22 protein-coding genes are annotated in these 21,521 nt (G+C 45.9%); 11 read left to right on the top strand and 11 right to left on the bottom strand.

What is annotated here, in order from left to right; all coding sequences use genetic code 11:
- Window positions 1-43: 43 nt before the first annotated feature.
- Entirely contained in the window at window positions 44-1,270 is a 1,227-nt protein-coding gene (locus MOC09_RS18320; protein ID WP_268360275.1) for an MFS transporter, read from the top strand.
- Window positions 1,271-1,284: 14 nt separating this feature from the next.
- On the opposite strand, the gene MOC09_RS18315 is transcribed toward MOC09_RS18320, so the two are convergent.
- Window positions 1,285-1,842 carry a YcxB family protein gene (locus MOC09_RS18315; protein WP_268371420.1) on the bottom strand — a complete coding sequence of 186 codons (558 nt, stop codon included), beginning with the start codon at window positions 1,840-1,842 and terminating at the stop codon, window positions 1,285-1,287.
- Between the two features lie 53 nt (window positions 1,843-1,895).
- The gene (locus tag MOC09_RS18310; protein ID WP_268371418.1) at window positions 1,896-2,834 is read right to left on the bottom strand and encodes a DMT family transporter; all 939 of its coding nucleotides are present in this window, start codon (window positions 2,832-2,834) and stop codon (window positions 1,896-1,898) included.
- Between the two features lie 124 nt (window positions 2,835-2,958).
- Here MOC09_RS18310 and MOC09_RS18305 point away from each other — a divergent pair, with 124 nt between their 5' ends.
- Window positions 2,959-4,293: a PLP-dependent aminotransferase family protein gene (locus MOC09_RS18305; protein ID WP_268371416.1), complete on the top strand. Its 1,335-nt coding sequence runs from the start codon at window positions 2,959-2,961 to the stop codon at window positions 4,291-4,293.
- Here MOC09_RS18305 and MOC09_RS18300 read toward each other — a convergent pair.
- From MOC09_RS18300 to bsdA, 6 genes are all read right to left on the bottom strand, one after another.
- Window positions 4,288-4,962 carry a 4'-phosphopantetheinyl transferase gene (locus tag MOC09_RS18300; RefSeq protein WP_268360279.1) on the bottom strand — a complete coding sequence of 225 codons (675 nt, stop codon included), beginning with the start codon at window positions 4,960-4,962 and terminating at the stop codon, window positions 4,288-4,290. The genes MOC09_RS18305 and MOC09_RS18300 overlap by 6 nt on opposite strands.
- Window positions 4,963-5,065: 103 nt before the next feature.
- Window positions 5,066-5,713 (bottom strand): YczE/YyaS/YitT family protein, encoded by a 648-nt coding sequence (locus MOC09_RS18295; RefSeq protein ID WP_268360280.1) that lies wholly within the window; start codon window positions 5,711-5,713, stop codon window positions 5,066-5,068.
- 123 nt (window positions 5,714-5,836) lie between these two features.
- Window positions 5,837-6,580: a cystine ABC transporter ATP-binding protein TcyC gene (gene tcyC / locus MOC09_RS18290; protein ID WP_064814560.1), complete on the bottom strand. Its 744-nt coding sequence runs from the start codon at window positions 6,578-6,580 to the stop codon at window positions 5,837-5,839.
- A gap of 13 nt (window positions 6,581-6,593) precedes the next feature.
- Window positions 6,594-7,298: a cystine ABC transporter permease TcyB gene (tcyB, locus tag MOC09_RS18285; protein ID WP_268360281.1), complete on the bottom strand. Its 705-nt coding sequence runs from the start codon at window positions 7,296-7,298 to the stop codon at window positions 6,594-6,596.
- The gene (gene tcyA / locus MOC09_RS18280) at window positions 7,285-8,091 is read right to left on the bottom strand and encodes a cystine ABC transporter substrate-binding lipoprotein TcyA (protein WP_268360282.1); all 807 of its coding nucleotides are present in this window, start codon (window positions 8,089-8,091) and stop codon (window positions 7,285-7,287) included. Before tcyA ends, tcyB begins: the two co-directional genes overlap by 14 nt.
- A gap of 114 nt (window positions 8,092-8,205) precedes the next feature.
- Window positions 8,206-9,078, bottom strand: a complete 873-nt coding sequence (gene bsdA / locus MOC09_RS18275; protein ID WP_268360842.1) for a transcriptional regulator BsdA — start codon at window positions 9,076-9,078, stop codon at window positions 8,206-8,208.
- Window positions 9,079-9,166: 88 nt separating this feature from the next.
- Here bsdA and MOC09_RS18270 point away from each other — a divergent pair, with 88 nt between their 5' ends.
- The 5 genes from MOC09_RS18270 (at window position 9,167) to MOC09_RS18250 (ending at window position 12,822) form a co-directional block, all read left to right on the top strand.
- Window positions 9,167-9,766, top strand: coding sequence for a non-oxidative hydroxyarylic acid decarboxylases subunit B (locus MOC09_RS18270; protein WP_268360844.1), 600 nt, complete (start codon window positions 9,167-9,169; stop codon window positions 9,764-9,766).
- A 17-nt stretch (window positions 9,767-9,783) separates the two neighbouring features.
- Window positions 9,784-11,205, top strand: a complete 1,422-nt coding sequence (bsdC, locus tag MOC09_RS18265) for a phenolic acid decarboxylase BsdC (protein WP_268360846.1) — start codon at window positions 9,784-9,786, stop codon at window positions 11,203-11,205.
- Window positions 11,206-11,222: 17 nt separating this feature from the next.
- Complete coding sequence (gene bsdD, locus MOC09_RS18260; protein ID WP_019257455.1) at window positions 11,223-11,450, top strand: phenolic acid decarboxylase subunit BsdD; 228 nt, start codon at window positions 11,223-11,225, stop codon at window positions 11,448-11,450.
- Entirely contained in the window at window positions 11,447-11,911 is a 465-nt protein-coding gene (locus MOC09_RS18255) for a pyridoxamine 5'-phosphate oxidase family protein (protein WP_268360848.1), read from the top strand. Before bsdD ends, MOC09_RS18255 begins: the two co-directional genes overlap by 4 nt.
- Before the next feature lie 65 nt (window positions 11,912-11,976).
- Window positions 11,977-12,822, top strand: a complete 846-nt coding sequence (locus tag MOC09_RS18250; protein WP_268371413.1) for an alpha/beta fold hydrolase — start codon at window positions 11,977-11,979, stop codon at window positions 12,820-12,822.
- Window positions 12,823-12,861: 39 nt separating this feature from the next.
- Here MOC09_RS18250 and MOC09_RS18245 read toward each other — a convergent pair whose 3' ends face one another.
- Entirely contained in the window at window positions 12,862-14,340 is a 1,479-nt protein-coding gene (locus MOC09_RS18245) for a peptide MFS transporter (protein WP_268360851.1), read from the bottom strand.
- Between the two features lie 279 nt (window positions 14,341-14,619).
- On the opposite strand from MOC09_RS18245, the gene MOC09_RS18240 reads away from it, so the two are divergent.
- Window positions 14,620-16,374: a right-handed parallel beta-helix repeat-containing protein gene (locus MOC09_RS18240; protein WP_268371407.1), complete on the top strand. Its 1,755-nt coding sequence runs from the start codon at window positions 14,620-14,622 to the stop codon at window positions 16,372-16,374.
- Between the two features lie 15 nt (window positions 16,375-16,389).
- On the opposite strand, the gene MOC09_RS18235 is transcribed toward MOC09_RS18240, so the two are convergent.
- Complete coding sequence (locus MOC09_RS18235) at window positions 16,390-16,611, bottom strand: hypothetical protein (protein ID WP_268360853.1); 222 nt, start codon at window positions 16,609-16,611, stop codon at window positions 16,390-16,392.
- A 123-nt stretch (window positions 16,612-16,734) separates the two neighbouring features.
- Here MOC09_RS18235 and gerKA point away from each other — a divergent pair, with 123 nt between their 5' ends.
- The 3 genes from gerKA to MOC09_RS18220 are packed head-to-tail and all read left to right on the top strand — an operon-like array spanning window position 16,735 to window position 20,725.
- Window positions 16,735-18,363, top strand: a complete 1,629-nt coding sequence (gerKA, locus tag MOC09_RS18230; protein ID WP_268360854.1) for a spore germination protein GerKA — start codon at window positions 16,735-16,737, stop codon at window positions 18,361-18,363.
- Window positions 18,353-19,576, top strand: coding sequence for a Ger(x)C family spore germination protein (locus MOC09_RS18225; protein WP_268360855.1), 1,224 nt, complete (start codon window positions 18,353-18,355; stop codon window positions 19,574-19,576). The genes gerKA and MOC09_RS18225 overlap by 11 nt, the downstream gene beginning before the upstream one ends.
- Window positions 19,577-19,600: 24 nt before the next feature.
- Window positions 19,601-20,725, top strand: coding sequence for a GerAB/ArcD/ProY family transporter (locus MOC09_RS18220; protein WP_268360856.1), 1,125 nt, complete (start codon window positions 19,601-19,603; stop codon window positions 20,723-20,725).
- Between the two features lie 102 nt (window positions 20,726-20,827).
- Here MOC09_RS18220 and MOC09_RS18215 read toward each other — a convergent pair whose 3' ends face one another.
- Entirely contained in the window at window positions 20,828-21,508 is a 681-nt protein-coding gene (locus tag MOC09_RS18215) for an ABC transporter ATP-binding protein (RefSeq protein WP_268371405.1), read from the bottom strand.
- Window positions 21,509-21,521 lie beyond the last annotated feature (13 nt).

The following is a 21,521-nucleotide window of genomic DNA, read 5'->3' as shown; positions in this document are numbered from 1 at the left end:
CATGATATAATAGTCGAAATACTCAAAAAAGGAAGGTCGAAACATGCGCACGTCCTCTAAGATGAAATGGTTTGTATTGCTGTTTACGTTTGTTTTCGCCATCGGAATGAACTCATTCAGAAATTCCTTTCAATTTTTTATGCTGCCAATGGCGGATACCTTTCATGCCGACAGGTCATTGATCTCTGTTTCTGTCAGCGTTTTTATGGTCACAACTGGCATTGTTCAGTTTTTTGTCGGGTTTTTTATCGACCGGTTCAGCGTGAGAAAGATTATGGCGCTTGGCGCTGTTTGTATCAGCGCAAGCTTTTTGGTGCTTCCGTATTCGCCGAGCGTTCATGTGTTTTCCGCCATTTACGGTGTGCTCGGCGGAATCGGCTATTCCTGCGCGGTCGGCGTGACGACCCAGTATTTCATCAGCCGCTGGTTTGACACCCACAAAGGTCTGGCGCTCGCTATTTTGACCAATGCCAACTCTGCGGGCCTGCTGCTGCTTTCGCCCATTTGGGCCGCGGCTCCGTATCATGCCGGCTGGCAAAACACCTATACGATATTAGGCATCGTCATGGCGGCTGTTCTGCTGCCGCTTCTCGCCTTCGGGATGAAGCACCCTCCGCATGCACAAGCGCACCCTGTGAAAAAATCTTATGACTGGCGGGGATTTTGGAACGTGATGAAGCAGTCCCGGCTTATTCATATCCTGTACTTCGGCGTGTTTACATGCGGATTTTCAATGGGGATCATTGATGCTCATCTCGTTCCGATGCTCAATGATGCGCATGTCTCTCACGTCAATGGAATGATGGCCGCGTTCGGGGCGTTTATCATCATGGGCGGATTATTGGCGGGCTGGCTGTCAGATTTCTTCGGCAGCAGAAGCGTGATGCTATCCATCTTATTTTTCATTCGGCTGCTTAGCCTGATTTGCCTGCTCATTCCCATTCTCGGAATCCATCATAACGAACTTTGGTACTTCGGTTTTATCCTCCTGTTCGGGCTCAGTTATACAGGCGTGATCCCGCTGACCGCCGCGTCTATTTCAGAAAGCTATCAAACAGGATTGATCGGTTCGCTTCTAGGCATCAATTTTTTTATCCATCAAATTGCCGGTGCGCTCAGTGTGTACGCGGGCGGTTTGTTTTTTGACATGACTCATGGTTATTTGCTGATTATTGTTGTGTGCATCGTGTTTGTGGGTTTATCGGCTGTAATAGAGCTGGTGCCGTTTTTAGATAAACAGAAGGCAAAAGAAACCCACCATTCCATATAAAAGGATCAGCACTGTCAATGCTGATCCTTTTTAAATTTGAGTTTTTTTGTTCCGGTATTTCTAAGGATAATCTCCTTGAATCTGTTCATTTCCTCTTTGGAATGAAAAAAACGTTTTGGGATCGCAATATATTGGCCACTTGATGTATTGACCCTGAAGATATTTTTATATTCGAAAACAGCTGTGATTTCATTCCAATTGAAAATGAGGTCATATTTTTTAGAACATATACGAATTCCTTCTTGGTTCAGAGTATATGTTCTTTTAGATTTCATCCGTTCGTTCTTCTTGTATGCTCTGGAAAACTTCACATATAGAAGAAGGAGGAGCAGCAGTGTAAACAGAACTGACATCACGATAATCAAAATACTGTTCATAAACAAGTTAAGCGCGTCACTGCCATAAACGATACGGGGCCATCCGTTAATGAAGTTAACTGCAGCAAATATGGCGCAAAACAACAGAAAGTAAAAGCATGATATTTTTGCGATTTGATAAAAAAAGATTTCTCTTACATCCTTAAAAGCGATTTCTCCTGGAAGATTGATACTTTCACTAGCATATTGAACCATACAGTACATTCACACCTCAAACCAAGTATTTCCTATCAGTCTAGCACGGTTTCTCATTTTTTTACAGAGGTGCGATGGCGGCTTGTTTTTTTCTCCAGGTTGATATTGCTCCCCAGCACGCCAATAATTATACAAACGGCGCCGGCGAGATGATACCACGCTAGGCTTTCGTTGAGAATCATGACTCCCGCAATCATCGTCACGATGGTGGACACATGATTAAAAGCGCTCATTTTAAACGCCTCAATCCGTGACAGCGTATAGTTAGACAAAAACGAAGTGACGAGTGAAGATAGCACACCCAAATACACAATCGCGAGAACAAAGCCGGGCTCCCGGAATGTCTGAAAATAAGTGCCGACAGTCCCAGCCGCTCCGTGGCGCACAAGGGCGATCGCGTTAAAAACGACAAAACCGATCGCTGACATAATGTAGGTGAGCTCGGTCAGCTTGAAGCGCTGCGTCATTTTTCTGGCAGCGGTATTGTACATCGCGGAGGACAAAGCGGACAGCAGGATCAGCAAAGAGCCTTTTAAGCTGGCTGATTCCACGTCAACGCCTTTCATCACAAAAATAAACATGACGCCGGCAACGGATAAAACGGTGAACCCCTTCTGCGCCCACGTCGAGCGTTCCTTTAAAACATAAGCGGCAAAGATCATCGTGAAAATCGGAATGGCTGCCTGAATAATTCCCGCTTCAGAAGAGGTCGAGTACACAAGGCCAAATGCCTGAAAGCTGAAAAACAACGCCGGATACAGCAGGGCGAGCGGCAAAATGGCAATGACGTCCTTTACACGGATTGATAGTTTTACCCCGCCGAATAAGACCGGTACAGTGGCCACAGCAAACGCAATGGTGAACCGATGCGCCAGAATATCAAACGGTTCGGCTGTTTGCAGTGCGATTTTTACGAATAGAAAGGATAAACCGATAATGAATGAATATAAGATAGCCGCCATATAAGCGGAGGCTTGCTGATGTTTAACCATAATGGGAGGTGCTCCTTTACCTGAATTGCAGCGCCGGTCGCTCTATTATATTGTATGGCTGTGACCAGAACGGTACAATGAGAAAAACGATGAACTGTACCGGTACAAAACAGGGGGTGTACGCATGGAGAAGTATATGAGTCTTTTGACGAGAATAGAGGAGATGATCCAAAGCAGCGCCTATCAAGAAGGAGACAGGCTTCCGTCCATCCGCCAGATGTCCGCCCGCTATCACGTCAGCAAAAGCACAGTCATCCGCGCATTGCAGGAGCTGGAAAAGCGCCACCTTATCTATTCTGTTCCGAAAAGCGGCTATTATATAGTGAAAAAAACGGGGAAATCAAAAAGCGGGCAGCCTGGCCCCATCGACTTTGCCACATCTGCGCCGGACCCCGATGTATTTCCGTATCTAGATTTTCAGCACTGCCTCAACAAAGCGATTGATACATACAAAAACGATTTATTTATATATGGAACGCCAAAGGGGCTTCCATCGCTGATCCGCGTACTCCGAAAGCTGCTGGCCAATCAGCAGGTATTTGCGGATGAAGGGCATATTTTTATTACATCGGGTGTCCAGCAGGCGTTATCCCTGCTTTGTGCCATGCCATTCCCAAATGGGAAAGAAAAGATCGCCATTGAACAGCCGGGCTATCATTTGATGGTTGAACAGCTTGAGACGCTGGGGATACCCGCCGTCGGAGTGAGACGAACGGAAGAGGGGCTCGATTTGGCCGCGGTTGAGCGGCTGTTTCGGACAGAACCGATCAAATTTTTCTATACGATGCCGCGTTTCCATAACCCGCTTGGCTGCTCCTTGTCAGAGCGTGATAAACAAGAGCTTGTGAGACTGGCACAAACGTATGATGTCTATCTCGTTGAGGATGATTATCTCGGTGATCTGGAGGAAAATAAAAAGGCAGATCCGCTGTACGCATATGATCTGTCCTCGCATGTCATCTATCTGAAAAGCTTTTCAAAAATGATGTTTCCCGGCCTTCGCGTGGGGGCCGCTGTTTTGCCGGATGCGCTGACTGACACGTTTCACTCGTACAAAAAGCTGAACGACATCGACTGCTCGATGATTTCTCAAGCTGCGTTAGAAATTTATCTGAAAAGCGGTATGTATAGCAGGCATAAGGAGAAAATCCGCGCTTCCTATAAGGAACGGTCACTGAAGCTTCATCAAGCCATCCACACACATAGTCAGCTGGGAAGGGGGCGCTTCACGTTTTCCAGTGAACAAGCACCCTGCATGCACACCCACCTGGTGCTTCCTCAGGATCTGCCAGCCTCATGGGTGATTCAAAGGCTGAAAAAACAAGGGGTACTCCTTGAGGCGATAGACCGTCATTATTTATCAGATTATCCGAAAGATAATCTATTAAAAATCAATATTTCCAATGTGAAGACGGAAGATATTGAGCGCGGCGTCAAGCTGCTGATGAGCCATTTATAAAAGCGCTTCGCACGAAACCATTATGATATCCTCGGGGAAATCAGGGTGCGCGGCGCATACAGCCATTTTGTAGCTGGGATCCACGTCATAGGTTTTGATATAGCAAGGTGTATGGCTGTCCGGAAGCTCAATGGATACTTGTCCGTCCTGATGCAGACGCACCGAAAAAGAATCAAGCGGAAGCGATAAGCCTTTGCCTTCCTGTTTGATAAAGCTTTCTTTCATTGACCATAGATGATAAAAATAGTCTGTCTGTTCGTCCTTGTCCTTTGCTATAAGGTCGCTGTACTCTGTTTTTGAAAAGAAACGTTTGGCGATCTCAAGGCTGATCGGTTTCGTTTTTTCGATATCTATGCCGATCGGCTGTGAATCAAACGCGCAAATGACCCAGCGGCCAGAGTGAGAAATATTGAAATGGGCGTCGGGAAGATCGGGGATGCAGGGCTTTCCGTATTCCTGTGCGCTGAAGCGGATATCAGCTTTGTCCAGCTGATACTGCTTGCTGATGACTGAGCGAACGAGCACATCTCCCAGCAGGGTGCGGTGAGCATCTTCTTTATGATAAAACCTCCGGCATTTCTCCCGTTTTTCAGGCGATATGAAAGACATGAACCGTTCAGTCTCTTCCTGCGTAAGCGGGCGGTCCATATAAATTCCGTAAATCTTCATTCTAGATCCTCCGTCTGCAAAAGTTTGTCAAAACCATCCTATCATACTTCAATTAGACTCATATAGAGGAGAAAATAAAAAAACAAAGCCAGGGGCTTTGTTTTTAATGTAAGGGCGGAGTTGCTTTCACAGCGGCGGTCCGCCTTGCTACAGCATAGTTCAGCAGCTGGATTGACTGCGGCAATGAAAAACGCAAAATGAGTCCGGTAAAGATGGCGGTCAAAATGGTGCCAAAACCAATCGGGCCGCCCATGCCCCATGCCGCAAACAAAATGGTTATTTCCATGCCGTTCCGCACCCATTGCACATTCCAGCCGGTTTTTTCTGTAATCAGCATCATCAGTGAATCACGCGGCCCCGCGCCAAGGCCTGCTGATACATAAACACCGACGCCGTAACCGATCAGCACTACGCCGAGAGAGAAGACGATGACGGAGCCCGTATAGGTCGAGGGGGCGGGCAGAATGAAATTGAAAAAATCTATAAATACACCTATGAGCACCATATTCAGTATGGCGCCAATTTTCGGCCAAGCCCTCGTGAACAATGACGTTAATCCGACGATGAGCGCTCCAATAATGATGGACCACTGGCCGACGGTGAGCCCGAAGTGCTGAAACAGGCTGTAATGAAATGCATCCCACGGACTAATGCCGAGTGCTTTTGCTTCTATCGTCAGGGATACACCAAAAGCCAAAATGATCAAACCGGCAAAATAAAATGTCCAGCGCAGAACAAGTTCTTGCTTCACGTGAGGTCCCTTCTTTCGTAAAAATCAGTCGATTGTCATTGTAGCATATCTGACAGAAGGGCGGAATAGGCGAAAGGGGCTCAACAAAAAAACAGGGCGCCTGCGAACGCCCTGTTTTTCTGATTATAGCGGGTTTAAAATCCGGTTCAAGAACCGCTGTGTCCGTTCTTCTTTTGGTGCGGAAAAAATTTGCTCCGGCGGTCCCTGTTCCACGATGACACCGCCGTCTATGAAGACGACTTCGTCCGCCACATCCTGTGCGAATTTGATTTCATGCGTCACGACGACCATGGTCCAGCCTTCATTGGCCAAATCCTTGATTACCTTCAGCACCTCTCCGACAAGCTCGGGATCAAGCGCTGAGGTCGGTTCGTCAAACAGCATGAGCTCTGGCTGAATCGCCAGGGCGCGGGCAATGCCGACGCGCTGCTGCTGGCCGCCGGAAAGCTGGAACGGATATAAATCCATTTTGTCCTTCAATCCGACTTTATCAAGAAGCTGGATCGCTTCTTTTCTGACTTCCTCTTTGTTCCGTTTTTGCACCTGAACAGGGCCCTCCATCACGTTTTCGAGGGCTGTGCGGTGCGGAAACAGGTGATACGCCTGAAATACCATCCCGGATTTTCGGCGAAGCTTTAGGATATCCGCCTGTTTCACCTTTTTGGAAAAATCGATGGAGAAATCATCAAATGCAAGCTCTCCGCGATTCGGGATCTCCAGTGCATTCAGGCAGCGGAGCAGCGTCGTTTTCCCTGAACCTGAAGGCCCAAGTATGGCGATGACTTTTCCTTTTTCAATCTTCATATCTATCTTTTTTAAAATTTCATTTTCACCGAATGATTTGTTTAATCCTTTAACGGTAAGCATACCCGGAACCTCCTTATTTGGCCACGTAGCGGTCAAGACGCCGTTCGATGACATGCTGGACGAGTGAAAGCAGGAAGCAGATTATCCAATAAATAAAGGCTGCTTCAATATAGATCACTAAAATCTGATCAAGATTCCGCGCGCCGATTTCCTGGGCTTTTCTGAATAGCTCAGCGACCAGAATTTGAGAGGCGAGGGATGTATCTTTTATCAGGCTGATAAAGGTATTGGATAATGGCGGGATCGACACACGAAATGCCTGCGGCAAAATCACGCGGAACAGCGTTTTCTGATGTGTCATGCCGATTGTGTAGCCGGCTTCCCATTGCCCTTTCGGCACGGATAAAATAGATGCCCGTATGATTTCAGATGCATAGGCGCCGACGTTTAATGAAAAGGCGATAACTGCGCTTGGAAATGGATCTAATGTAACATTAAATGTCGGGAACAGATAGAAAATGATGAACAATTGAACGAGAAGAGGAGTGCCGCGTATCGCGGATACATATACGCTGAACACCCATCTCAAAGGTCTCACTTTCGACATTCTGGCAAGCGCCGTAATCAGCGCCAGGATCATTCCAAATATAAAGGAAAGAATGGTAAGGGGAATCGTATAGTAGATTCCCCCTGAAAGTATCGGCCAGAATGACTGCTGCACCAGATCCCACGGGATCGCCGTGCCAAGCGTCAATGCCGGCAGATTATTTAGAAACATCTTCGCCGAACCATTTTTTAGAAATTTTAGAAAGAGTCCCGTCCTCTTTCATTTCTTTTAATGCTTTGTTGACTTGGTCAACGACCTCGCCGCTTCCTTTGCGGAACGTGAAATATGTTGATTGCGGATCGCCTGTTTCAAACGCGATTTTTACATTTTTGTTGCCTGATGTTTTTAAGTAGTTCAACACGGCAAGCTTATCGTTGTACGTCATATCGACGCGGCCCTGCTGGATCAATTGAAGGGATTGTGCCAAGCCTTCAACGCCTTCCACTTTCGCACCCGCATCTGTAGCTAATTTGTTGTAATTGCTTGTCAGTGATTGAGCTGACGTTTTTCCTTTTACATCTGCTTCAGACTTAATATCGTTGTTGTCTTTTTTCGTCACGACAACCGCTCTTGATGTTGTGTATTTATCTGAGAAATCGTATTTGTCTTCGCGATCTGTTTTTCCGACTTGGTTGGCAATGACGTCAAACCGTTTAGAATTCAGGCCGGCAAACATGCTGTCCCATTGTGTTTCTTTAAAATCGACTTTCAGCCCAAGGCGTTTTGCGACTTCTGTGATGACTTCCACATCATAGCCAGTCAGCTTATCAGTGTCTTTGTCGTGGTAAGTGAACGGTTCGTATGTACCTTCCGTACCGACTGTCAGGACACCTTTTTTCTTAATTGAAGCCCAAAGATCGCCGTCTTTTGCGTTATCTTTTGACTGATTGCCATTTCCTGCTCCGCAAGCTGCAAGAGCTGCAATGCTTACGACCATGAATAAAGCCAATAATGCTTTTTTCATCTTATTCCCCACTTTTCTGGTTGATTTTATTGAAATAAAAAAATAGCTTACAAATCTAAAGGATAACTTTTTTTTAGTATGAGTCAAGTAATTGGTTTTCATAAGGCCATTCTTTTAAAATAAATTCAAAAATTGCTGTACCGGTTTTGGCAAATAACTGTCCGTTCTCCACATGACAGCCGGTGTCATGATGAAGGGATTGTTTTCAATATGGACGGTGTGAACGTGGTTTCTCATATGAATGGGAATCATCGTGACGGGCAGAATGGACGCGCCGAATCCGGATGAGACGAGACTGAGCAAAGTTGCGGAATCGTGGCATTCGCAAACAATGCGCGGCTCAAGATTCAAACGATGAAATTCATTCATCACCTGATTATAGACGCCCTTTCCGTTGACAGGCCGCAGCAGAATCAGCGGAAATGAAGGAATGTCCTCCATTTTAATGGTGTCTCCGCACGGATATCCGGATTCTTCTGAAAGCACGAGCACACATGGAATATCATCAAGCTGTTTGAATTGGACGGTGTCGCTTTTGATTAGCGTTGTCGTGACCGCGGCATCGATTTGACGGCTTTCCAGCAGCTCTAACAGCGTCGCGGGCTCATTTTCCCAAATATTAAAGGTGAGGTGCGGGTATCTCTCTTTGATTTGTGTTACTTTTTCGAGCATCAAAGCGGCGCAATAAATCGTTGAACCTACGGCCAGCGTGCCGGCTACCTCCTCCTTCAGCTCTTGTACCTCAATGACGGCATCCTCAAACCTGTGCAGAATCTCCTTGGCTCTTTTCAAAAAAACAGTTCCTTCATATGTAAGGGTCATTTGCTTTTTTTTATTTCGGTCAAACAAAACGACACCAAGCTCGTCCTCCAGCTGTTTGAGCTGCCTGCTTAAAGGCGGCTGCGCCATGTGAAGCTTTTTGGCAGCGGACGTGATCTTCTGTTCTTGGGCGATGGTAATGAAATATCGAAGCTGTCGAATATCCAAAAGAAAGGCCTCCTTTATATACCTTTTAGGTATTAAATATAGATTTAACAGATATTTTTCATATGGATATATCAGGAGTATGATGGAAATGAAAGCAGAATTCAAGCGTAAAGGAGGGGACAAAGTGAAACTCGTTGTCGGAATGACAGGGGCAACAGGGGCCATTTTTGGGGTCAGGATGCTGGAGTGGCTGAAGGCCGCCGAAGTGGAAACCCATCTCGTTGTGTCTCCTTGGGCGAACGTCACGATCAAACACGAAACAGGCTATACCTTAAAAGAAGTAGAACAACTGGCCACATACACATATTCGCATAAGGACCAGGCGGCAGCCATTTCAAGCGGTTCGTTTGATACCGATGGAATGATTGTGGCGCCGTGCAGCATGAAATCTCTCGCGAGCATTCGCACCGGGATGGCGGATAATCTGCTGACACGTGCGGCGGATGTCATGCTCAAGGAAAGAAAAAAACTCGTCCTCTTAACGAGAGAGACGCCTTTGAACCAGATTCATCTCGAAAATATGCTAGCGCTTACGAAGATGGGCACCATCATTCTTCCACCGATGCCGGCATTTTATAATCAGCCGCGCAGCTTAGAGGAAATGGTTGACCATATTGTATTCAGAACGTTGGACCAATTCGGCATTCGCCTTCCTGAAGCGAAACGCTGGAATGGGATTGAGAAATAAAAAGGAGGAGCTTGATTATGGCTTATCAAGATTTCAGAGAATTTCTCGCTGCCCTTGAAAAAGAAGGACAGCTGCTAACAGTGAATGAAGAGGTAAAGCCCGAGCCGGATTTAGGAGCCGCAGCGCGCGCAGCCAGCAATCTTGGCGATAAAAGCCCCGCGCTCTTATTTAACAACATTTACGGCTATACCAACGCACAAATTGCGTTGAATGTGATCGGCTCTTGGCCGAACCATGCGATGATGCTGGGCATGCCAAAAGACACGCCGGTTAAAGAACAGTTCTTTGAATTTGCGAAGCGTTATGACCAGTTTCCAATGCCAGTGAAACGTGAGGAAACAGCACCGTTTCATGAAAATGAAATCACAGAAGACATCAACTTGTTCGATATACTGCCTCTTTTCAGAATTAACCAAGGAGATGGCGGCTACTATTTAGACAAAGCGTGCGTCATTTCACGTGATCTTGAAGATCCTGACAACTTCGGCAAACAAAACGTCGGCATTTACAGAATGCAGGTGAAAGGAAAAGACCGCCTCGGCATTCAGCCTGTGCCGCAACACGATATTGCGATCCATCTGCGTCAAGCTGAAGAACGCGGCATCAATCTTCCGGTCACGATTGCGCTTGGCTGTGAGCCGGTCATTACAACGGCGGCATCGACTCCGCTTCTATACGATCAATCAGAATACGAAATGGCAGGCGCCATTCAAGGCGAACCATATCGCATCGTCAAATCAAAGCTGTCCGATCTTGATGTTCCGTGGGGCGCTGAGGTGGTGCTTGAAGGTGAGATCATCGCCGGAGAGCGTGAATATGAAGGACCGTTTGGTGAATTCACAGGCCATTATTCCGGCGGACGCAGCATGCCGATCATCAAAATTAAACGCGTGTATCACAGAAACAATCCGATTTTTGAACATCTATACTTAGGCATGCCTTGGACAGAATGTGATTACATGATCGGCATTAACACTTGTGTGCCGCTTTATCAGCAGTTAAAAGAAGCGTATCCGAATGAAATTGTCGCTGTGAACGCCATGTATACTCACGGGTTAATCGCAATTGTATCAACAAAAAACCGCTACGGCGGATTTGCGAAAGCAGTCGGCATGCGCGCGCTCACAACACCGCACGGACTCGGCTACTGCAAAATGGTCATTGTCGTTGACGAGGATGTCGATCCGTTCAACCTTCCGCAGGTCATGTGGGCGCTTTCGACCAAAATGCATCCGAAGCACGATGCAGTCATCATTCCGGACTTATCGGTCCTACCGCTTGACCCTGGATCTAATCCATCAGGAATTACTCACAAAATGATTCTTGACGCTACGACACCAGTTGCGCCGGAAACAAGAGGCCATTATTCACAGCCGCTTGATTCTCCGCTAACAACGAAAGAATGGGAACAAAAACTAATGGATTTAATGAATAAATAAGGAAAGGATGATTCGATATGCATACATGTCCTCGATGCGACTCAAAAAAGGGAGAAGTCATGAGCAAATCGCCTGTAGAAGGCGCATGGGAAGTTTATCAGTGCCAAACATGTTTTTTCACATGGAGATCCTGTGAGCCGGAAAGCATTACAAATCCGGCGAAATACAATCCTGCGTTTAAAATTGATCCCAAGGAAACAGAAACAGCAATTGAAGTTCCGGCTGTGCCGGAGCGAAAGGCTTGATCAGCGTGAACTGTATGTCAGACCGCCTCTTTGAGCTGCTTGACGGGAATCGCTTGAATGAGAAGCAGCATGAGGCTTTCGTTCTGCAAACGGTAGCGGAGGACGGCTGGCCGCACGCCGCTATGATCAGTGCGGGAGAAATCATTGCTCTGAGCCGAACTGAAATCCGAATCGCTCTGTGGAAAAACACAATGACTGCGGCCAACATCCTTCGCACAGGAAAAGCACAGTTCACGGCATGGTGGAAGGGAGCGGCTCATTACGTAAAGCTTGAATGCGCCCCTTTGCCGCCTTTAGAAGATGCCGAATATGAAAGAGAACGTTTTTCCTGCCGGATCGTTTCAGCGAAGGAGGACGTTGCGAAATACGCTGATTTAACTTCCGGTGTCCATATCCAGCTTCACAGCCCTGAAGAGGTGCTGAGCAGATGGGAAAAGACGCTGGAGGAATTAAAAAGGTAATAACGATAGCCTGACGCCATGCGTCAGGCTTTTTTTATATAATGAAAACAAAGGGGGCGTGAGAAATGGAACGTACAGGGATCTGTCACTCGGACGGTTTTGATTTAGCTTATCGAATCGAGGGAGAGGGCGCACCCATCCTTGTGATCGGGAGTGCGGTTTACTATCCGCGACTTTTTTCTTCAGACATCAAACAGAATTATCAATGGGTGTTTGCAGACCACAGGGGATTTGCCAAGCCAAACCGGGAATTGCGGGCAGAGGATGCGAGGCTTGATGCCGTTTTGGAGGATATAGAAAGGGTTAGAATGTCTCTTCAGCTTGAGGATGTCGTCATCTTGGGCCATTCCGGGCACGCTTTTATGGCTTTAGAATATGCCAGAGCATATCCTGAACATGTTCGGAAGGTTGCGCTTTTCAATACTGCACCTGATAACAGTGAAGAAAGACAGCGAAAAAGCGAAGCGTTTTTCATGGAAACAGCCAGCCTTGAGAGAAAGAAACGGTTTGAAAAAGACATCGCGAAGCTGCCGCAGGACATCGAACAAGATCCCGAAAGACGGTTCGTGCATATGTGTATCCGCGCTGAAGCAAAAAGCTTTTATCTAGAGCGGCCGCACGCTGCGGCTTTATGGGACGGCGTATTCACGAATATGCCGATCATTGATGAATTATGGGGCAATACATTTGCCCAGCTTGGTCTTGTTGAGCGGTTAGCCGATGTTCAAGTGCCGGTGTTTATCGGCTTAGGCAGATACGATTATCTGGTTGCGCCTGTTACGCTGTGGGATGGTGTTGAGGGGGTATATCCCCATGTAGAGAAGATTATTTTTGAGAAGAGCGGCCATCAGCCGATGCTGGAAGAACCGCAAGCCTTTGATCAAAGCTTCAGCAAATGGATGGACAAATAAAAAACAGCCCGCAGATCAAAATCCGCGGGCTGTTTTTTATTATAAGACCCCTTTCATCGCGCGTTTGATAATCGGCGAGAGCAGCAGGAGAATGCCGCCAAGTACGATAGAAATCAAACCGATGGTGCCGAAGTAAGTTGTTTCAGGAATTTTATCAAACAATCCGGCTACTTGGGCATTGATCGCTTGGGCTGCTGCGTTAGTCAGAAACCACATACTCATTGTCTGTGCAGAGAATGCAGCTGGCGCCAGTTTCGTTGTCACGGATAAACCGACTGGAGACAGGCACAGCTCTCCAAGCACGACAAGCAGGAAGCTGAGAACGAGCCACATCGGGCTTACGAGTGCTTCTTTCCCTTGCATAGCCGGGAATACCATAATGATAAATGACAATCCGGCTAAAATAATTCCAATTGAGAATTTAACTGGTGTAGACGGCTGGCGTTTGCCAAGCTTCATCCAGAGCCATGCGAATATTGGCGCAAAAATGACGACAAACAATGGATTTAATGATTGGAACCAAGATGATTGAAGTTCTAATCCGCCCAATGAAAGTCTTATGCGTTCATCAGCGTATACCGCAAGAATGGTCGCTCCCTGTTCCTGAATGGCCCAGAACATGACAGCACCGATAAACAAAGGAATGTAAGCGGCAAGACGAGATTTTTCTGTTTTGTCCGCTTTTTTGCTTGTAAACATGATGATGAAATAAATAACAGGAATCAAAATACCGAGAATACTTACAAGGTCGATGAAACGATTGATCGTCAGCACGCCTGTTTGTACAGAGATAATCACTGCGATCGCCACAATGATAACACCAATTCCGGTGCCAATTGCAGATTTTTTAGACAGCGGATTCGGCACATTGGAACCTGCAAGCCCGAGGTTTTTCTTTCTTGTCAAAGCAAATACGATAAGTCCAAGAAGCATTCCAACCGCGGCGGTTCCGAAGCCGAGATGATAGTTGTACTTCTGTCCGAGTGTTCCGACAATTAACGGCGCGAGTAAACCACCGAGGTTAATCCCCATGTAGAAAATACTGAAACCTGAGTCGCGGCGCGGGTCTTCTTTCGTGTAAAGATCTCCAACGACGCTCGAAACGTTTGGTTTTAATAAGCCTGTTCCGATAATAATAAGCACCATGCTGATATAGAATGCTATCGCGCTGCCCGGATAGGCGAGTGCAATGTGGCCGAACATAATGAATATGCCGCCGTAAAACACGGTGTTTGCGGTACCGAATACCCGATCAGCGAGCCATCCGCCAATAATAGTGGACATGTATACAAGTGATCCGTAAATCGACATAATGGCAACCGCAGTGCCTTTGTCAAAGCCAAGCCCTCCGTTTACCGTCTCTGTATACAAATAGTAAAGCAAGATTGCTCTCATTCCATAGTAAGAGAAACGCTCCCAAAATTCAGTGAAAAATAGTGTAAATAGTCCTCGCGGGTGACCAAAGAACCCTTTTTGCGGGACGCTTTTAATGATACTTTCGTTATCAATCGAAGCCATGTCAGCCAAACCCTTTCTTAAAAAAGTGTATTATAAAAATCATATTCTTATATAATACTTGTGTCAATATAATTTATACTCATTTCAAGAAGTTCCAGAATAGAAAAAATATAAACGTATAAAAATAGTGAATATATACTGGTTCTTAGGTCTTTTTTCGTAAGGTTTTCTTACAAAACTATTCCTTTATATTTTTTTAATAAAATTTTAGAGAAATGTACAAGCAGATCGGGCCTTTGTGAGTATCATGATAGTAATCATGGAGAAGGAGGCTGGCAATTGGCTGAATTCATATTAAATGCGGCGGATTTCGGTATTTCAGGAGATGGTAAAACGGATTCAACAGAATTGATTAATCAATGCCTCAGTACGGCTGTTTCGAAAGGATATCACACTGTCTGGTTCCCAAAAGGGACATATCTAATAGACGGAACGCTCGGAGGACATCCCAATCAAAAATTTCGCAACGCTGGCATCATTGTTCCCGGAAACCTTGAGATTATAATGGACCCAGAGTGTATCATCAAAGTAATTCCGAACAGTTCGTGGGGGTATTCCGCATTTTATGTAGGCAAGCAAGAGAATATAACCATTACCGGAGGACAAATTATCGGCGAGCGCGATGAGCATACGTATGTGTCCGCAGGGATAAGATCAACCCATGAATGGGGCTTCGGCATTTGCATTGAAGGATGTTCGAATGTTGTCATTGATGATGTCAAAGTTTCTGATTTCACCGGGGACGGGATCATTGTCAGTCCGTTGGGGTTAAAGACAGCTAATAATTATCGAACGTCAGAGCATATAACCATTCGCCGTTGTGAGGTTCGGCGGTCGAGGAGAAATAACATTTCCATAACCGGTTGTGACATGGTCACGGTGGAGGAGTGCGTAATTGAAGATGCCGGAACGGGAAATGGGACAGCGCCGAAATTCGGAATTGACATAGAAGGCTATGGCGAAGGTGATATTGACTACGAAGAACCAATCAATGTATCCATTCGCAATAACCATTTTATCGGAAATGTTTCAAGTTCTGTGACCAATTTTAACGGATACGGCGTTTTAATAGAAGGAAACCACTCAGACAATACGATCAGCTATGGGTATGGAACCCAAACGGTGATTAAAGGGAATATTCTCAGACCGGCAAAAAACGTAGCTGCTGTGCCTAGAGTCGGGATTACCGGACTTGGTGTGTCACAAGGAAAAGAGAGCAGTGATGCGGTGATCGCCGGCAATCTTATCACCGGGTTTTCAACCGGGATTGATGTCAGAGGAAAGAGCGTTCTTGTCACGAACAACAAAATCAGTAACTTTGAAAACACAGGGATATTTGTTTATCAGTCTTCCGATGTAAAGGTAGACGGCAACCAGATTCAAAACGGACTGTCTGACACAAGGAGGAGTACCGGACTGCGTGCAGTGCTGTCAGATGATATCGCTTTTCTGAATAACTGCCTCATTGAAGTCATCGACGGTGTGAACAGTTCCGGCGGCGATATGATTATCAAAGATAATGTGCTGAGAAAATTCAGCCGGGGAATTTGGATCGCTCAAGGAAATGCGGTGATTGAAGGAAATACAATGATCCCCGATGCGTTTGAGGGAGCCTTGGAATCGTATACTGTTTCCGTCACGAACAATGCTGGCGCCGTCATCAAAAACAATACATTTAAAGAATTTAAAAATTATCCGATTTACTGCTCCACAAGTGCGAAAACCTCTATTATCAGCAACCACTTTGAGAGATCCCCGCTTTTGGTCACCATCTACATCAGCACCGGTGTACATGAGATTTTTGATAACACCATTTCAGTCAACAGAACAGCCGGAAATCCGATTGTCATTTATGTCAACGGTTCTGCAGGCTCTATCATCTCTGGAAACACCATCAATAACCTCTCAGCTGGCACGGCGACAGCCATTCAAACAAACACCTCAACCAATTCCAAAATCATCGGCAATCGCATCTTCAAAGGAACAATCAGCAAACATACAAGCGATACAGCAGACGGCAATATTATCGCCTGAAAAAAGCACCCCGCTCTAGGGGTTCTTTTTTTTCGATTGATAGATCATGTACATTTCTCTGACCAGTACCAAAACAAAAAATAAAAGGATGACCCATTCTGCAAACGTCGTCATTTTGAAGCTGGACATATTGTTATAAGCGGCTTTTGTCAAACTGAAACCTTGCAGCATGTCCATGAGAACAGAAATGGTTAATAAACAAATTAATATGATCCCTGTCACGCCTAATATTTTCATGCTTCATCACCCTCCTCCTATAGTGTCTATCTTTATCAGCGAAGTTATACCGCAGTCATGCATGCATAATCTCACCTTCAGAAGGAAGAATATGAGAAAACGACAAGGAAAGGTATTTTGTGTATGCCTTTATTTTCTAAGCGAAAGAACCATTCAATAGACAAACAAAAAACAGAAGAAGAGAATCACGAACAGCAGCATGAAAAAGATAGTCCGGTTCTTGTATCCCCAAGTTTGGCAAAAAACATAGCGGAAACGAAGAAGAAGGTCGGAAGCAGCTCCGACGTCATCATTCGCGAGATCAAAATTGGGGAACAGGACCGCGTTCATTTGGCGATTATATATATCGCAGGTTTGGTTGATAACACGACAATTTACGAATCATTAATCGATCCTTTGGTTCAGGATCAGTCCATCCAAAATTCTCATGCCATCCAGCAGATTCTTGAAAAAACGCTCCCTCTGGGCGGAGTGAAAGCTGAAAAGAGCTGGGTTAAGCTGTTTACTGAATTGATGCTTGGAAATGCGCTGGTTTTTGCCGACGGTTCCGATGAGGCGCTTATCTGCAGCACACAGGGCGGGGAGCAGCGTTCCATCCAAGAGCCGAGTACCCAGGTGTCCTTCCGCGGCCCGCGCCAAGGATTTACAGAGTCTCTGCAAACGAATACTTCAATGATCCGGCGCTACATTAAAAATCCGAATCTGTGGGTTGAAAAAATGAAAATCGGCTCTGTCACAAATACCGATATCGCTCTTATGTACATTAAAGGAGTATGTGATGAAAAGGTGCTGAAGGAAGTGAAACAGCGCCTGAAAAAAATAGACATTGACAGTATTTTAGAATCCGGATATATCGAGCAGCTGATTGAAGATGAAACCTTTACGACATTTCCGACCATGTATCACACAGAACGCCCTGATGTTGTAGCGGGAAACCTGTTAGAAGGAAGATTCGCGATTGTTGTGGACGGAACGCCGTTTGTGCTCATTGCACCGGCCTTATTTATTCAATTCTTTCAGTCAGTCGAAGACTATTATTCACGTTTTGATATTGCGACGAGCATTCGGATTCTGCGGATTTTAATTTTTTTTATTTCACTTATCGCACCAGCTGTTTATGTGGCAGCCACAACGTTTCACCAGGAAATGATTCCGACACAGCTGTTAGTCGTGATTGCAGCCCAGCGGGAAATCGTGCCGTTTCCCGCTGTTGTTGAGGCGCTTACGATGGAGGTTGCTTTTGAGATCCTCAGGGAAGCCGGCGTCAGGCTGCCGCGGGTTGTCGGCTCGGCGGTGTCAATCGTAGGTGCGCTTGTGATCGGGCAAGCTGCTGTCCAAGCTGGCATCGTCTCTCCGGCCATGGTCATTATCGTTGCCATCACCGCGATTGCCAGTTTTGCGACACCGGCTTTCGCCATGGCGATTTCAGCCCGTCTCATTCGATTTATCTTTATCATTGCGTCCTCTATTATGGGGTTTTACGGGCTGGTTTTAGGCATCATTATGATGTTTGTCCATTTATGCAGCCTGCGCTCTTTCGGTGTTCCTTACATGTCGCCGCTTGCACCTTTTTCCTCTCAAGGGGTAAAAGACACACTGTTCAGGGTTCCGTGGTGGGCTGATGAAAAAAGGCCGGAGTCGATCAGCAAGGAAGATAAGGTGCGGCAGGGGAAAGATCAGCGCCCAGAACCTGACGCTTCACGCGGAATGGTAAACAAGGACTTGGAAGAAGGGGATCAGAATGGTACGTAAACGTGTATTAGCCGTTCTCATGCTTTTGAGCGTCATTGTGATGCCCGGCTGCTGGGATAAACGGGAACTGACAGACCTTGCGATTATCTCGGCGATTGGCATCGATCGGACGAACGAAGGCAATTACGTGCTGCATTTTCAAATTATCAATCCCGGAAATGTTGCCGGCGGGCTTCAGGGGGGCGGTGCTGGAGACAGGCCGCCTATATCGGTCTATTCCGTTGAAGGCGACAATATGACGGAAGCACTCAGAAAAGCCTCCATGAAGGTATCACGGCGGCTTTACTTTGCCCATACCAATCTGGTTGTGATCAGTGAAAAGCTCGCGAAAGAGGAAGGCTTGGATTTTGTGTTGGATAACCTTGACCGCGATACAGAATTCAGGTCAACGGCGACAATGGTCATCGCCCATAAAACAAAAGCTGAAAATATCGTAAAAATCCTGACGCCGATTGATAAAATCCCGTCAAATAAAGTGAATAAAACACTCGACTTTACGGAGGCACAATATGGCCGGGTGGTCAAAACCAATATTCAGGACGTCGTGAAAACACTTGCCATCACTACAAAAGCGCCGGTTATTCCGGGATATATGATGATTGGTGACGATAAAAAAGGAATCAGCATGGAAAACACGCAGGCGACCGATCCGAAAGCCATTCTTCAGGCAGACGGCTTGGCGGTTTTTAATAAGTCAGGCCATTTAAAGTACTGGATTGAGGATAAGGAAAGCGTTGGAGCGGTTTGGCTAATGAATAAGGTTCAGCATACGTTTATTAATGCTGATTGGGGCAAGACAAAGGATGCGGTCAGCTTGCAGGTCACCCATCAAACCACAAATCTCGTACCAGAGATTAAGAACGGACGTCCGCGTATCCACGTGCATGTGGCAGTTGAAGGAATTATAGATGCTGTCAAATACCCTTTCCAATTGTCTGATCCAAAGGTGCTTGCTGCCATTGAAAAAGCTCTCAACAAAGAGCTGGAGAAAGAAATCACCAACACTGTGAAAATGATCAAGAAGAATAAAATTGACTTTGTCGGTTTTGGAGACAGGATATACAGAAAGTATCCGAAGCAGTGGAAAAAAATGAAAGACACTTGGGATAAAGAATATTTGCCGGACCTGCCAGTCGATGTGAAGGCGGAGACGTATATCAGAAGAACGGGCTTGCGAAACAATCCGATCAAACACCAGCTTGAAGATGAATAGGTCTGGAGAAAGGGGGCATGCCAGGTGGAAAAAGCCAAAATCAGCATACGGCAGCTGTTTGTCATGCTTATCATTTTTGAGCTGGGCAGCTCTTTATTGATTACACCGGGTTCAATGGCGGGCAGAGATGCTTGGATTGCAGTTCTATTAGGCTGTGCTGTCGGTTTGTTTCTTTACTATTTGTATCAAGGCATTTATCAATGTTACCCCGAATCTTCACCGAAAGAATATATGGATGATATGCTGGGAACCAAGCTGAGCTGGCTGTTTTCATTTCTGTATATCCTGTACTTTGCCTATATTGCCGCACGGGTGCTGCGGGACTTCGGGGAAATGCTGCTGACGTTTGCTTATCATGATACGCCGATTCTGATTGTGAATGCTTTATTAATGATTGTCAGCATATATGCCGTCAGAAAAGGAATTGAAGTGCTTGCGCGGTCGGCTGAACTTCTTTTCGGAGCCATGTATATACTGGGCGCCCTCGGTCTCGTGCTGATTATTGTCTCGGGTTCTATGGAGCCGCAGAATTTAAAGCCAATTTTAGCAGACGGCATTTTTCCTGTCATTCACTCAGTTTTCACGCAGACCATGTATGTTCCGTTTGGTGAAGTTGTTTTATTTGTCATGATCTTCCCTAATCTTAATGATCGAAAAGATGTGAAGAAAATAGGAATGGCCGCCATAGCCATCAGCGGATTGGTTGTTGCGCTTACCGTGGCGATGAATATTAGCGTGCTTGATGTTGATCTTACATTTAGATCCCAGTTTCCGCTTTTAAGTACGATCCAGACGATCAAGGTGGAAGAATTTCTAGACCGGCTCGATGTCTTTTTTATGCTGGCGCTGATCATCGGCGGCTTTTTTAAGGTCAGCCTTTACTTATACGCAGTGGTGGTGGGCACGTCCACGCTCTTTAAGGAAAAAAATCCTTCACAATTGGCTTATCCAATGGGATTGGGCATCTTAATCCTATCTATTACGATTGCGACTAACTTTTCAGAGCATTTGAACGAAGGCCTGAAAGTGGTGCCGCTATATATTCATTTGCCTTTTCAGGTCTTGTTTCCGCTCTTTCTGTTTATTCTAGCCGTTTGGAAAAAGAAGCGAAGGGAGAAATCAAAGGGAGCGGGAAGAAAAAAACAATAAAAAGAGCGGGGGGATGCAGCCGCCGCTCTTTTTATGTTCACTTCTATATAAAAGGGGGGATATAGGTTGCGCCCCTGTCTGCACTAACAGAGGCGCGCTTTTTTATACAGCTGCGACGTTTTCCTTTACAGCAAAGCTTCCTCTTGAAAGTCTGATGTTGATGTCCGAAACTTTTGCAATTTGCTCATCGTGCGTCACCATGATGACGCATTTATTCTCCTTGTGCGCCAGATCTTGAAAGAGCCGCACGATTTCTTTTGATGTATCCTCATCAAGGTTTCCGGTCGGTTCATCGGCTGCGATTAAATCCGTGTCACAGCAAAATGCTCTTGTAATGGAAACACGCTGCTGCTGTCCGCCGCTCAGTGTCAGCACTTTTTGCCGGGCTTGTTTTTCGCTGATTCCGACCTTCTGCAGCATTTCCAGCGCATACGCTTCTTTGTTCTTTTCTTTAGAACCAGTGATTTCCATGGCGGTTGTCACGTTCTGCAGAGCCGTCATATACGGAAGCAAGTTGTACGCCTGAAAAACAATTGATACATATTGATTTCTGAAATTTGTTAAGCCGATTTTGGAAACAGCTTTTCCATCATAAAGAATCGTTCCTTCTTTTGGTGCGTCAAGTCCGCCTGCCAGAGACAGGAAAGTGGTTTTCCCTGTCCCTGATGTGCCGACGATTGTATAGAACTTTCCTTTTTGAAAGCTGATGTTGATATCCTGAAACAATGGCTGGCTTTTGTCTTTATACCAGTACCCGACTTGTTGAAATTCTAATAAGCTCATAAATTTTCGCCTC

Origin of the sequence: Bacillus sp. N12A5 (assembly GCF_026790125.1) — a bacterium.
GTDB lineage: Bacteria > Bacillota > Bacilli > Bacillales > Bacillaceae > Bacillus.
The sequence above is the reverse complement of the archived record's forward strand: the minus strand, read 5'-3'. Positions and strand labels throughout refer to the sequence as shown.